General features: G+C 44.8%; 10 protein-coding genes and 3 tRNA genes. 4 read left to right on the forward strand and 9 right to left on the reverse strand.

From position 1 onward, the window contains the following. Position 1: 1 nt before the first annotated feature. From WAO38_RS09760 to ileS, 9 genes are all read right to left on the reverse strand, one after another. Positions 2 to 1,981: a sensor histidine kinase gene (locus WAO38_RS09760; protein ID WP_422236625.1), complete on the reverse strand. Its 1,980-nt coding sequence runs from the start codon at positions 1,979 to 1,981 to the stop codon at positions 2 to 4. Position 1,982: 1 nt separating this feature from the next. Continuing rightward, positions 1,983 to 2,774 (reverse strand): carbon-nitrogen hydrolase family protein, encoded by a 792-nt coding sequence (locus tag WAO38_RS09765; protein WP_422236627.1) that lies wholly within the window; start codon positions 2,772 to 2,774, stop codon positions 1,983 to 1,985. Continuing rightward, entirely contained in the window at positions 2,774 to 2,968 is a 195-nt protein-coding gene (gene xseB, locus WAO38_RS09770; RefSeq protein ID WP_422236629.1) for an exodeoxyribonuclease VII small subunit, read from the reverse strand. Before xseB ends, WAO38_RS09765 begins: the two co-directional genes overlap by 1 nt. Then, on the reverse strand, positions 2,965 to 4,062 hold the full coding sequence (metX, locus tag WAO38_RS09775) for a homoserine O-acetyltransferase MetX (protein ID WP_422236631.1): 1,098 nt from the start codon (positions 4,060 to 4,062) through the stop codon (positions 2,965 to 2,967). The genes xseB and metX overlap by 4 nt, the downstream gene beginning before the upstream one ends. A gap of 8 nt (positions 4,063 to 4,070) precedes the next feature. Further along, positions 4,071 to 5,336 (reverse strand): O-acetylhomoserine aminocarboxypropyltransferase/cysteine synthase family protein, encoded by a 1,266-nt coding sequence (locus WAO38_RS09780; RefSeq protein WP_422236633.1) that lies wholly within the window; start codon positions 5,334 to 5,336, stop codon positions 4,071 to 4,073. Positions 5,337 to 5,434: 98 nt separating this feature from the next. Further along, positions 5,435 to 6,880 (reverse strand): IMP dehydrogenase, encoded by a 1,446-nt coding sequence (gene guaB / locus WAO38_RS09785; RefSeq protein WP_422236635.1) that lies wholly within the window; start codon positions 6,878 to 6,880, stop codon positions 5,435 to 5,437. A gap of 5 nt (positions 6,881 to 6,885) precedes the next feature. Next, a complete protein-coding gene (gene gatA / locus WAO38_RS09790; protein ID WP_422236637.1) occupies positions 6,886 to 8,226 on the reverse strand; it encodes an Asp-tRNA(Asn)/Glu-tRNA(Gln) amidotransferase subunit GatA in 1,341 nt (446 codons plus the stop codon). After that, positions 8,223 to 8,348 carry a hypothetical protein gene (locus WAO38_RS09795; protein ID WP_422236639.1) on the reverse strand — a complete coding sequence of 42 codons (126 nt, stop codon included), beginning with the start codon at positions 8,346 to 8,348 and terminating at the stop codon, positions 8,223 to 8,225. The genes gatA and WAO38_RS09795 overlap by 4 nt, the downstream gene beginning before the upstream one ends. Then, the gene (gene ileS / locus WAO38_RS09800; protein ID WP_422236641.1) at positions 8,345 to 11,119 is read right to left on the reverse strand and encodes an isoleucine--tRNA ligase; all 2,775 of its coding nucleotides are present in this window, start codon (positions 11,117 to 11,119) and stop codon (positions 8,345 to 8,347) included. The genes WAO38_RS09795 and ileS overlap by 4 nt, the downstream gene beginning before the upstream one ends. Before the next feature lie 98 nt (positions 11,120 to 11,217). Between ileS and WAO38_RS09805 the strand changes: the two genes are divergently transcribed. The 4 genes from WAO38_RS09805 to WAO38_RS09820 all read left to right on the forward strand — a co-directional run bounded on the left by WAO38_RS09805 (position 11,218) and on the right by WAO38_RS09820 (position 12,726). Further along, positions 11,218 to 12,312 (forward strand): CinA family protein, encoded by a 1,095-nt coding sequence (locus WAO38_RS09805; RefSeq protein WP_422236643.1) that lies wholly within the window; start codon positions 11,218 to 11,220, stop codon positions 12,310 to 12,312. A 111-nt stretch (positions 12,313 to 12,423) separates the two neighbouring features. Then, a tRNA-Lys gene (locus WAO38_RS09810) sits at positions 12,424 to 12,499 on the forward strand. Positions 12,500 to 12,515: 16 nt separating this feature from the next. Further along, positions 12,516 to 12,591 (forward strand) — tRNA-Glu (locus tag WAO38_RS09815). A 59-nt stretch (positions 12,592 to 12,650) separates the two neighbouring features. After that, positions 12,651 to 12,726: transfer RNA gene (locus tag WAO38_RS09820), tRNA-Val, on the forward strand. Positions 12,727 to 12,776: the final 50 nt, after the last annotated feature.

Consider the following 12,776-nt stretch of genomic DNA (forward strand, 5'->3'; position numbering starts at 1 on the left):
CTTACCGCTTTGTTGATCTGATCGGTAGGGCTTGTGCTTCTTCTCCGATCAGGAAAATGATGAAGCGTGCCCCTCCGGGAATATTTTCTACTGTAATTTTTCCACCGAAACTCTCTTCAATAATATATTTGGACATATGCAATCCTAATCCCGTCCCCTGGTCAGGGTTTTTTGTCGTAAAATACATATCAAAAATTTTCTCCATCACATTCGGAGAAATTCCGCCGGCATTATCGTCGACACTCACTTTGATACCTGTCTCAAAATCTTCAACGCTGATCGTAATCTGCCCATTCGAAATGTTCTGTTCTACGATTGCATCATGCGCATTTTTGATCAAATTCATCAACACTTGTACCATCTCATTTTTGGCAATATTCACTTTACGGGATGTTGAAACATTCAAATCTGTTTTTATCTTCGCATATTTTAAAAAAACATCACTGAGTCTTAAAGCATCCACCGCTAAATCTCCCACATCTGCGAGAGATTTTGATTTGTCGGTTTTATAAAAATTGCGAAAATCATCAATTGTTTTAGAAAGATATTGCAAATGTTCATCAATTCTCTCATGGCTTTGATCAAAGCACTTCTCATCACATAATCCAAGCTTGTGCTTAATATAGGTATCTTGATTGATTAAGGCCAACGTATGAAGCGGCTGGCGCCATTGGTGGGCGATTTGTTCAATCATCTCCCCCATCGCCGCGAGTCTGGACTGTTGGACGAAAAGACGATCTTTCATCCTGGCATCGCTCAATGCAATATCCACTTCATCACGCAACGTATCGTTCAGACGGTTGAGTTTTCCGATGTACTCCCGCTGCAAGAGATAAACCCTGTCGGCAAGGGCCAAAGAGAGAAATAACATCTCAATCGCCGATCCGATCTGCTGTGCATGGTTAACGCCGTAAAAAACAGGAATTAAATCGAATTTGTTAAAAGCAAAAATGATTGTTGCGATCAAAAAGGAGCTCCACCCTGCCACGTAAAAACGGGCGGCTCTATTGTTCTGGCGCATTACCGTCAATCCCGCTATCAGCAAAATCAGAGGCAGGATAGAGGCTAACGCTGCATTCATCGGAATCACTTCGGAATACGGGAGAATCGATGATACGGCACTCATCAATATAGCAACCGCCATCATTACAAGAATCACTTTGTCGATTTTAGGTGCAAACAAGCGGGTATTTAAAAAATAACGGCTGAAATAGAGGGCAAAGAAGGAGGAAAGGGCAATAAAGGCACTCGATCCGTGTTCAATCATCCACCGTGTGTCCCCCCAAAAATATCTCATCCCCAATCCGTCAAACGAGAGCTGCCATAAAATAAAAGAAACAATAAATAAAATGTATCGGATATAGTGGGCATCCAGAGTGTAAATAAATAAAACAATGTTATAGAGCAAAACAATCAAAAAAATCCCGTAATAAAGACCGACCAATAAATTGTTCTGCTCTATTTCCGCCATCAGTTCCTCAGACGTGAGAATCGAAAGGGGAAGCTGCATCGAACATTGTGTCTGCACACGGATCAACAGTGTCGCCTCGGTAATGTTTTTTAAAGGAAGTTCAGAAATAAGATGATGGGAGCTGACTTCACGCGAATCGAATGGCTGCGATGTCCCCATCGTATGATGTTTAATCAGTATATTTTCCGGAGTTAGAAGATAAAGGTCAACCTTCTCGAGAAGCGGATAATCAATTTTCATCCACCAATGGGTATCACTGATAGAAGTAAAGTTTTTGAGCTCAAGTTTAAACCAGTAGACCGAATCGGTAAACCCGAAATTGACACTTTTCTCCTGAGTATAAGGGGTAAAGACTGCATGCTCTGCCTGCTGATAGGTCAGATTCCCCTGGGGATCTTCCAAATAAGAAATAGCGCCTTCAATCGGAGCCGAAACGCCGTTTTGCAGTGATAGAACGGAAGAGTGAAGAGAGAAAACACACAAAAGGGAGAAAAAAAATAGTTTAATCACCCTATTTTCTCTTGCGTAATGCCTCTTTAAATCCCCACCCTTTTCGTGATTCCGTGAGACTTTTTCGGTCGATATCTACAATTAACAACTCTTCAGTATTACCAAGATCCGCTTCCACTTCCCCATCCGGAGAAACAACCATCGAATCACCGTAAAATTTCCATGCATGTTGTTCGTCAAAATATTCTCCGACGCGGTTGGCACGAAGAATATAACAGTTGTGGGTAAATGCCCGTGTTTTAATCAGTTCGCGCCATCGGTTGTGCGACTCAAAAGTAGAAGCACTCGGAACCAAAACAGCATCTACCGCTTTCGAACTCACGGCTTCCCACATCGGATCGAAATGGATCTCAAATCCCCCCATTACGGCAAATTTGAATCCTTCACACGCAAAAATCATTGGGGGTTTGACGGCCTCCACAGGGTTATTAAAAAATTTCTCTTCATTCCAGTGAGGGTAGTTGATCAAAAACTGCTGCGGATAATAAGTGACGCTGCGTCCGTTGATTTTCGCGATCATTTTGGTACACTCTTTTTTCTTGACCGTAACGATAGGCGCGACAAACGTCAGATCATATTTGACGGCAAGAGATTTAAGTGTTTCGATTTGATGGGCACTTTGTTCTGCAATCATCGAAACAGGAGTTTGGACAAGCTCTTTAAAAAATGGGTTTAAAAGATATTCACCCAATAAAACAAGTTTGACCCCCTTTTGATTCGCTACACGGGCATAATTTTCAAGCTTGTTGCTCCCCATACCGATGGAGGGAAGTTGCAGTATAGCGACACGCATTATTGCTCCTGATTTTTAATGATTTGAATCTGCAGTTGAGCATCTTGAAGCATTTTTTCGGCGACACGGAGTTCTTTCATCCCTTCTTCATACGCCTTTACACTTTCATTCATCGGCAATGCCGGATCCATTAGTTTTTCCAAAATTGCTTTGGCATTGGCGATTTTGGTTTCAAAGCTTTCATCCGTATTCATAGTGCCTCCCGAACATATTGATCTATTTTATCGATTTCTACTAAAAAGGCATCATGCCCGTAATCGCTCTTGACCTCTAAATAATCACTGTTTGTTTTTCCCAGCGTTTGCATGATCGTATGGATATTTTCCATCTCAGAGGGGAGAAAAAGAATATCTTTTTCAAATCCTACCAAATAAAGTTCGGCATTGATTTTGCCCAAAGCCTCTTCCATGGAATCAAAACCGCGTGAGAGATCATAAATATTGATCGCTTTGGTAATATACAAATAAGACAAGGGGTCAAACCACTTGGTAAAGTTGTACCCGTTGTATTCCAGATATGATTCGACCTGAAATTTCCCGAATAATTCATACAAACCGTCATTGCGTTTGTACTCGCGTCCGAATTTTCGTTCCATCGACTGATGAGACAAGAAACTGATATGCCCCGCCATCCGGCCGATTGCCATGCCGGTTAAACCGTTTTCACGAATGGTTTCGGGTTCATAATAGCCGTTTTTGAATTCAGGATCTTTCAAAATCGCTTCTTGCGCCACTTTATTAAAAGCGATGACCCACGGCTGCGTTACCGCGGTGGTTGCCATCGCAATAATTTTTTTGGCAAAGTTGGGAAAAAACACCCCGAAGGCAAGCGCTTGCATCCCACCCATCGATCCGCCGATGACCGCATGTACCTGATGGATTCCCAAACGGTCGAATAAGATTCTTTGTGCTTTGACCATATCTAAAATAGTGATGACGGGGAATTTGTATCGGTACGGTTCATTATAAGGATATCGGGGAGACATCGGGCCCGTCGTTCCGAAACAACTCCCGAGCACATTAGTACAGATCACGAAAAACCGGTCGGTATCAACCGCTTTTCCCTGCCCTATCAGTCCATCCCACCATCCGCTCTTATTATCACCCTCATACGTGCCTGCGGCATGATGAGAGCCCGTTAGGGCATGACAGATTACGATTACATTATCACGAGCTTCATTCAGCTCTCCGTACGTCTCATAAACGATATCGTACGGTTCTAAAATCCGCCCGCTCTCAAGATAGAGAGGGTTGGTGAAATGTTCGCTGTGAATACGGAGATTTAACATGAAACCCTTTACGCGCCGAATGCCTGCGTCAAATCATCGATCAGATCAGTACTCGCTTCGAGACCGATACTCAAACGAATAAGCCCTGACGGAACCCCGCACGCAATAAGTTCTTCGTTAGAGAGTTGCTGATGGGTTGTCGATGCCGGATGGGTAATAATCGATTTTGAATCCCCGATGTTCACGACAAGAGAAAACAACTTCGTTGCATCGACGATCTGCTTCGCTTTTTCGAAACTCTCAACTTCAAAGCTAAGAAGTCCGCTCGACATACCGCCTTCAAAATAACGTTGGGCATTCGCATAGTTACTGTTGCTTTTTAGTCCCGGATAGTTGACTTTTTTGACCATCGGATGAGACTCTAAAAACTCTGCAACCGCTTGAGCGTTACGAGAGTGTTCTCTCATACGAAGAGAAAGAGTTTCAATCCCCTGAATAAAGAGCCATGAGTTAAACGGCGACACAACGGCACCCAAATCACGCAAAAGCGAAAGACGTGCACGGAGGGTAAAGAGCGGCAAAGGCACGTCTACATAGACTAACCCGTGGTAACTCTCATCCGCTTCGTTAAACTGCGGATAACGAGCATTTCCTTTGATAAAATCGACCAAGCCGTGACGTTCAACCATGATTCCGCCAATGGCAAGTCCTTGACCTGTCGTATATTTGCTCGCACTGTGAACAACTACATCAACGCCATGTTCCAACGGCCGGCATAATACCGGAGTCGCTACCGTATTATCGACAATCGTCAATATCCCGTGTTTTTTCGCTATTGCCGTAATGGCGCTAATATCAGCTACGTCAATACTCGGATTGGTCAAGGTTTCAAAAAAGATCGCTTTGGTTTTATCATCGATCAATGCTTCGATTTCATCCGGATTGTGGACATTAAAAAAGCGGGCCTGAATACCAAAACGCTTCAGAGTATGAGAAGCTTGCGTCAACGTTCCGCCATACAGCTGGCGTGCGCAGATAATATTGTCTCCCGCTTCAGCTGCATTGGCAATCGCATAAAAAATAGAAGCCATGCCGCTCGCACCGGCCAAACCTGCCGCTCCGCCCTCAAGTTGTGCAAAACGTTTTTCAAACACATCCGTTGTCGGATTATTGAGGCGTGTATAGATATTTCCCAACTCTTTCAGGGCAAAAAGATTTGCCGCATGTTCAACATCGCGAAACTCATACGCGGTTGTTTGGTAGATGGGAACAGCCATCGTACTTTGAGAGTCTTTGTCATATCCGGCGTGTAGCGCTTCGGTTTGGAGTTGCATATTCATCCTTTACATTGTTATACACAATTGTATCGTCATCCGATAATTTTTCCCATGTATCCCTATTTTATTAATAAGGATTACAGTTATGGGGGATATTATACGTGATAGTTCGGTGCTTCTTGGGTGATGATAACATCATGGACATGAGATTCTTTAAGCCCTGCACTCGTAATTTCGACGAATTCCGCTTTATCCCAAAATACACTAATGCTCTCTGATCCGCAATATCCCATAGAAGAACGCAATCCGCCCATCATTTGATGAACAACCGCAGCGATCGTTCCGCGATACGGTACGCGACCCTCGATCCCCTCAGGAACCAGTTTGTCCGCCGCCGTTCCTTCTTGGAAATAACGATCGGTTGAGCCTTGTGTCATCGCACCGATAGAACCCATCCCGCGATAGACTTTATATTGGCGTCCCTGATACATGATCGTATCTCCCGGGGACTCTTCTGTTCCGGCAAGCAGTGAGCCGGCCATAATACAGCTGGCTCCGACTGCAAGAGCTTTAGCGATATCGCCGGAATAGCGGATACCGCCATCGGCGATAATCGGCACGCCGTGTTTACGGCCTGCCGCAGCACACTCATCGATCGCAGAGATTTGAGGGACACCGACACCGGCAACGATACGTGTCGTACAGATCGAACCCGGTCCGATACCGACTTTGACGCCGTCAGCACCTGCTGCGATAAGGGCTTCGGTCGCTTCTGCCGTTGCCACGTTTCCGGCAATAATATCAATCACCATCTCTTTTTTAATCGCTTTGACCGTATCCATGATCCCTTTTGAATGACCATGTGCAGAATCGAGGACAAGAACATCAACACCTGCGTCGACAAGAGCACGTGCGCGGTCAAGCTGACCGACACCGATTGCCGCACCGACACGAAGACGGCCGAAATCGTCTTTATTGGCGTTCGGGTATTCGATCCGTTTTTTAATATCCTTGATCGTGATAAGACCTTTTAACAATCCGCTCTCATCGATAATAGGAAGTTTCTCGATCTTGTTTTTGTGCATGATCTGTTCAGCTTCTTCGAGAGTAATTCCGGCACGTGCTGTAATAAGCGGCATTGGAGTCATGACCATATGCGCTTGTTTTTTCAAGTCTTTTTCGAAACGCATATCACGGTTTGTCAAAATCCCAAGCAATTTATTATGGGCATCCACAACCGGGACCCCTGAAATTTTGAATTCGTTCATCAACTGTTCCGCTTCTGCCAGCGTTGCATCCGGATGGACAAAAATAGGATCGATAATGATACCGCTTTCGGATTTTTTGACTTTTTTGACTTGTTTGACTTGTGTTTCGATATCCATATTTTTGTGAATAATACCGATCCCGCCCAAGTGAGCCATTGCGATTGCCGCTTTATACTCCGTTACCGTATCCATCGCGGCAGAAACCATCGGAATATTAAGAGAAATGTTACGGGTCAACATCGTTTTTAAACTCACCTCTTTAGGGAGAACCTCAGAGTATTTTGGGATGAGCAATACATCTTCAAAAGTGAGGGCACGTTTACGAATATTCATGATAGTTATCCTTTGAGTTGAGTTTCGAGGCTAAGCGCCCCGTTAAATAATGTTTGCTCCGCATAAGGAGCTGCAATGAGCTGAAGTCCGACAGGCATACCGTTATCGGCTGTATCGACCGGAATCGAAATTGCCGGAAGTCCTGCCAGATTGACCGAAATCGTATAGATATCACTTAAATACATCTCAAGAGGATCACTGAGAGCACCGAATTCATACGCAGTGCGCGGGGCAACCGGAGTAAGAATCAAATCGACCTCTTCGAAAATCTTATTATACTCTTCTTGGATCAATCGACGTACTTTTTGCGCTTTGACATAATAGGCATCATAATACCCTGAAGAGAGGACGAAGTTGCCCAGCATAATACGGCGTTGAACTTCAGGCCCGAACCCGAAAGAACGTGTTTGGAGATACGTATCTTTAAGATTTTCTCCCTCCACACGATTACCGTAACGGATACCGTCATAACGGGCAAGATTGGTCGTTGCTTCCGCCGTAGCAGTGATGTAGTACGCCGAAATATCAAATTTCGGATCCATCAAAGACTTTTCGACGATGGTGTGCCCCGCATTTTTAAGCGCTTCTACTGCTTTGGCATAGGCTTTACGAACATCAGCCGACGCATCTTTGACATAATCGGGAACGATCGCAACGGTGAGTTTTGCCGATCCGTCAAGCTTATCGCTTACCGTGCCATCCTGACGCTCGCTGCTTGTAGAATCTTTAGGATCATACCCTTGGATAATATCATATAAAATCGCCGCATCTTCAACGTTTTGGGTCATCGGCCCGATTTGATCGAGTGAACTTGCATACGCCCCTAATCCATATCGGCTGACACGTCCATAGGTCGGTTTCATTCCGACGATTCCGCAAAATGCCGCAGGCTGGCGGATTGAACCACCCGTATCGCTTCCCAGTGCCGCCACCGCAAGCCCTGCAGCTACCGCTGCAGCCGAACCGCCCGAACTTCCGCCTGGGACACAGTTATGGTTCAGAGGGTTAAGAGTCTTACCGTAGCAGCTGCTCTCGGTAGTAGAACCCATTGCAAACTCATCCATGTTGGTACGACCAAAAGGAGACATATTATTGGCAAGAAGCTTTTCAATAACAGTGGCATTATACGGGGCGACATACCCTTTGAGGATATTCGAACCTGAAGTTACCGACCAACCCGTTACTTGGATATTATCTTTAATCGCAATCGGGATCCCCTCACCGACATTTAGAACATCAATATAGGCATTCAATTCAGGGTTTGCGGCAATTTTTGCCTTTAACTCTTCTTTGAGTGAAGCAAGTTCTTCTTTCGAGAGCTTTAACGCCTCTTTGAGTGTTATCATACACTTTCCTTTCTACGTTTTGCTTGTTTTACCATCACAATGCCCAAGGCAATGACAGCGAAAATAACACCGATAGTTTCAAAAACGAAGCTCATCGGTACCGGTTGTGTTACATCGATCATTCTGCGACCATCCACCCCGAAATGACGGAAGTACAGCGAGGGCAAACCATCTCTTCTTTTTCGCTATGGTATTTCCAGCATCGAGGACATTTGGCTTTTGTCGCGAGGGCGATATTGAAGGTCTCCCCTTCATAATCAAACGACCCTAAAATATCTTTCAATTCGCAAGCACACCATTTTGAGATGACCAAATACTCTTCAATATCCGCTTTTTTCATCGTTTTGGCACAGTTTGAAGTTGTCGAGATAACGAGTTCAAGAGTATTTTTGATCACTTTTTCTTTTTTAAGCCCATCAACAATCTCATTGAATTTTTCACGAATCACTTTCATCGTTGCATCATCCCAGTTGCTCTCAACCGGCTCAATAGAGCTGTAGGTAACATCAAAAATATCGTTACTTGCCCCTTTTAAAATTGCCGGAGCATTTTCAAAAATCTCATCCGCGGTATAGGTCAAAATCGGAGCAATAAGCCCCAGCATCGAACGGGCGATAATGGCCATCGCACTTTGCGTCGAGCGTCGTTCAATCGAATTCGCTCCGTCACAATACATACGGTCTTTCGTAATATCGATATAAACCCCGCTGAGTTCATTGACGATAAAGTAATTAAGTCCGCTCATCCCCTGAACAAAATTGTATTCGCCGAAAAGACGATGGGTCTCATCAAAGACCTCTTTCGCTTTCGCAACAATCCACTTGTCCAGTTCGCCCATCTCACTGTAGGGAACGATAGATTCAAGCCCGTCAAGATTGGCCAGCATAATACGGAAAGTATTGCGCAGTTTTCGATATTGGTCTGCCGTTTGTTTGAGGATATTGCCGGAAATTTTCAAATCTCCCTGATAATCGCTCATGGCAACCCATAAACGCAGGATTTCCGAACCGTACTCTTTGAGTACGCTCTCAGGAGCAACGACGTTCCCTTTGGACTTGGACATCTTTTCACCCTTCTCATCGACGGTGAAACCGTGCGTAAGAAGTGCTTTGTACGGAGCGATATGTTCAACCGCCGTACTTAAAAAGAGAGAAGACTGGAACCATCCGCGATGTTGGTCGCTTCCTTCGATATACAAATCTGCCGGATAGGTTCCCGCATCATAATTGCGGGATTTCAAGACGGCATTCCACGTTGAACCGCTATCGAACCAGACATCCAAAATATCCGATACTTTTTCGAGTTCGTCCGCTTTATAAGCACACCCCGGATAGAGGAGTTCTTCGATACTCATCGAATACCATGCATCGGTGCTGTGCATCTCGAAAATCATTGCGATAAAGTTCAGCACTTTCTCATCAAGAATCACTTCACCTGTCGCTTTGACCCGAAAAAATGCGATCGGGACACCCCAGTCACGCTGACGTGAGATACACCAGTCGGGACGGTTCTCAACCATCGATCCCAATCGGTTGCGTCCGGTTTCCGGGTAAAACACTGTTTTGGCTACTTCCGCTTGTGCGATTTCACGAAGAGTTTTTGTCTCACCCTCAGGGGTTCCGTCAACACTGATAAACCATTGCTTAGTCGCACGGTAGATAAGCGGCGTATGTGAACGCCAGCAGTGCGGATAAGAGTGACGGAATTTGGAAACTTTCAATGCACTTTTACCCAATAATTCGATAATCGGTTCATTGGCTTTAAAAATATGGGTACCGACGAAACTTTCCGGATTTGGAAGAAGTTTTTCACGGACTACCGTTTGATCATAACATCCGGTTTCATCCACCGGCATTACGACTTCGAGGTTATAGCGCAATCCGATACGGTAGTCATCTTCACCATGTCCCGGTGCCGTGTGGACACATCCCGAACCGTTTTCCATCAAAACATGCTCACCCAAAACTAAATGGGAACCGCGCCCGTTAAGAGGATTGATCGCATAAAGATTTTCAAATTTTTTCGCTTCGATCCGTTGAACGACCGTTCCGGTAAAAACACCCTCTTCAATCAAAGCATCGTAACGTTTCTCCGCCACAATGTATCCGTCTGACGTTCGGACATAGATCTCATCAGGATTGAGGGAAATCCCCGTATTGGCAGGTAATGTCCATGGAGTCGTTGTCCAGATGACAACTGCAGCTGAACCTTCGATCCCTGCTCGGACTTTAGCTTCATCGCTCAGTTCAAAAGCGACATAGATCGAGTAGTCTTCTTTGTCTTCATACTCGACTTCCGCTTCCGCCAGTGCCGTACGCTCAGCCCAACTCCAGTAAACCGGCTTTGAACGCTCGATCAACAGCCCTTTTTTAGCAACGGCACAGAGCGTTCGGTAGATATTGGCTTCAAATTTGGAATCCATGGTCAGATAAGGATTATCCCAATCGGCGATAACACCCAATTTTTTAAACTCTTCACGCTGAATACCGACAAACTCGCTCGCATGTTCACGGCACATTTTTCGGACTTCTGCAGTACTCAGAAGCTCTTTTTTCTGTTTGCCGCCGAGTTTTTTCTCGACTTGCTGCTCGATCGGAAGACCATGACAGTCCCAACCGGGGGTAAAGCGGACAGATTTTCCGTTGAAATAGTGATATTTGACAATAATATCTTTCAGTACTTTGTTGAGTGCATGACCGATATGGGTATGTCCATTGGCATACGGAGGACCGTCGTGCAGCGTAAAACTTTGCGCATCTTTGCGGTTGGCTTTCATCTTGCCATAGACATCGTTGGCAATCCACGCCGCATAGCGTACGGGCTCATTTTGAACCAGATTTCCGCGCATCGGAAACTCGGTCTGAGGTAGAAGGAGGGTCTCTTTATAATCCATCTGTTACCTTATATAAAAAGTGGTGCATTATATCTCTTAGGTGATTAAAATTTGCTGTCACTATGCTATACTATCTCAAATTTATACTCGGGAAAACCATGAAACGCGATGTAATTTTCGTAGGAAATCGGCTAATTTTAAATGAAGCATACGAGCGTTATATCCTTAGAAGTATCAAAAACACTCTGGCTTCGATCGATTCCATCAACTATTTTGAAGAGTCGGACAAAGGGCTGTTTTTGCACCTCGAAGGACTTTTAAAAAATGAATCCAAGCTCATTATCATTACGACCAAAAATACATTCACGATTGTCGGGAAACTTCTCAGTACCGTCACTGCAGATAATCAGATTTTACGGGAGCAGATGCTGATCCCCTCCCGCGCAAGCGTTCTCGAAAACGGGAGTTATTTGCTCTCTCATAACAGCTCCGAAATCAATGTTATTTTAGCGACAGAGGGAAAAGCACTTCCCCCAATCTTAATTGATGACGAATCACGCCAGGCAACGATCCATCTTTTTAATGAAGAGCTCCTCAGTGCGCAAACGCTTCTCGAGCCCTTAGCCCAAAATTTTGATGTCAAATTGGAATTCAGCGAACTGGTTGAGGGGTGGCTTAAAATCCGTATCCATACACGCCGGCATGGAAACCTTTCACAATTTATCGCTTCTGCACGCGGGTTAATGCATCACAAGGTCATAGCGGCAACCAATATCGCCGCATTTATTATTGAACGTCTCAGCACACATCATAAAAAACTCTCCTTTGCCGAAAGTTGCAGCGGAGGGTCCCTCGCCCATTTCTTCACTTCACAAAGCGGTGCATCCGCTATTTATGAAGGTTCACTCATAACCTATTCCAACACGCTCAAAGCCAATTGGCTGGCTGTTGACGATGAGTCTATTGAAACGTATGGTGCCGTAAGTGCTGAAGTGGTGCTACAAATGTCGGAGGGTTCCATGAATGTCAGCTACTCCGATTATGCTTTAGCGATCAGCGGCGTTGCGGGACCTACCGGAGGAACTGAAGATAAACCGGTCGGTACGGTCTATATAAGCGCACGTTCAAAAACATCTGTCCATACGGAGCGTTTTCATTTTGAAGGGGACCGTAACTATATTCAAGAACAAAGCGTTTTAATGGCGGTTAAAATGCTGGTTAATATTGATCGGGAAATGTTTTTTGCACATTAAAAATATTTCCCGATTGCACGCTTTTAGAAATCTTCAAATTTAGCTTGACAAACAGGGACATTTCCCCTATAATTTCGCCCTCACAATCACCGAGTTTTGATGGTTGAAGAGGTCCCGTTAGCTCAGCTGGTAGAGCATTTCACTTTTAATGAAGGGGTCGATGGTTCGAATCCATCACGGGACACCATATTGTTGATTTAAGTGACCCTTTCGTCTAGTGGCCAAGGACACTATCACTTCATGGTAGGAACAGAGGTTCAAATCCTTTAGGGGTCGCCAGTTGTTTCGCATGTTATTTCTTTTATAGACGTTTTTTTCTTTTTCACAAAGAAAAGTGCGGGAGTTTAGCTCAGTTGGTAGAGCGCTACCCTTACAAGGTAGATGTCACAAGTTCGAGTCTTGTAATTCCCACCATAATTTTTGGCTGCAGCGGTAGTTCAGTTGGTTAGAATGCCTGCCTGTCA

It is taken from the genome of Sulfuricurvum sp., from assembly GCF_049277495.1.
Taxonomy (GTDB): Bacteria; Campylobacterota; Campylobacteria; order Campylobacterales; family Sulfurimonadaceae; genus Sulfuricurvum.

Excerpts from the sequence above, each read along its gene's own strand:
- WAO38_RS09765 (WP_422236627.1), bottom strand. The coding sequence starts at position 2,774 with ATGCGTGTCGCTATACTGCAACTTCCCTCCATCGGTATGGGGAGCAAC.
- xseB (WP_422236629.1), bottom strand. The coding sequence starts at position 2,968 with ATGAATACGGATGAAAGCTTTGAAACCAAAATCGCCAATGCCAAAGCA.
- metX (WP_422236631.1), bottom strand. The coding sequence starts at position 4,062 with ATGTTAAATCTCCGTATTCACAGCGAACATTTCACCAACCCTCTCTAT.
- WAO38_RS09780 (WP_422236633.1), bottom strand. The coding sequence starts at position 5,336 with ATGCAACTCCAAACCGAAGCGCTACACGCCGGATATGACAAAGACTCT.
- guaB (WP_422236635.1), bottom strand. The coding sequence starts at position 6,880 with ATGAATATTCGTAAACGTGCCCTCACTTTTGAAGATGTATTGCTCATC.
- gatA (WP_422236637.1), bottom strand. The coding sequence starts at position 8,226 with ATGATAACACTCAAAGAGGCGTTAAAGCTCTCGAAAGAAGAACTTGCT.
- WAO38_RS09795 (WP_422236639.1), bottom strand. The coding sequence starts at position 8,348 with ATGATCGATGTAACACAACCGGTACCGATGAGCTTCGTTTTTGAAACT.
- ileS (WP_422236641.1), bottom strand. The coding sequence starts at position 11,119 with ATGGATTATAAAGAGACCCTCCTTCTACCTCAGACCGAGTTTCCGATG.
- WAO38_RS09805 (WP_422236643.1), top strand. The coding sequence starts at position 11,218 with ATGAAACGCGATGTAATTTTCGTAGGAAATCGGCTAATTTTAAATGAA.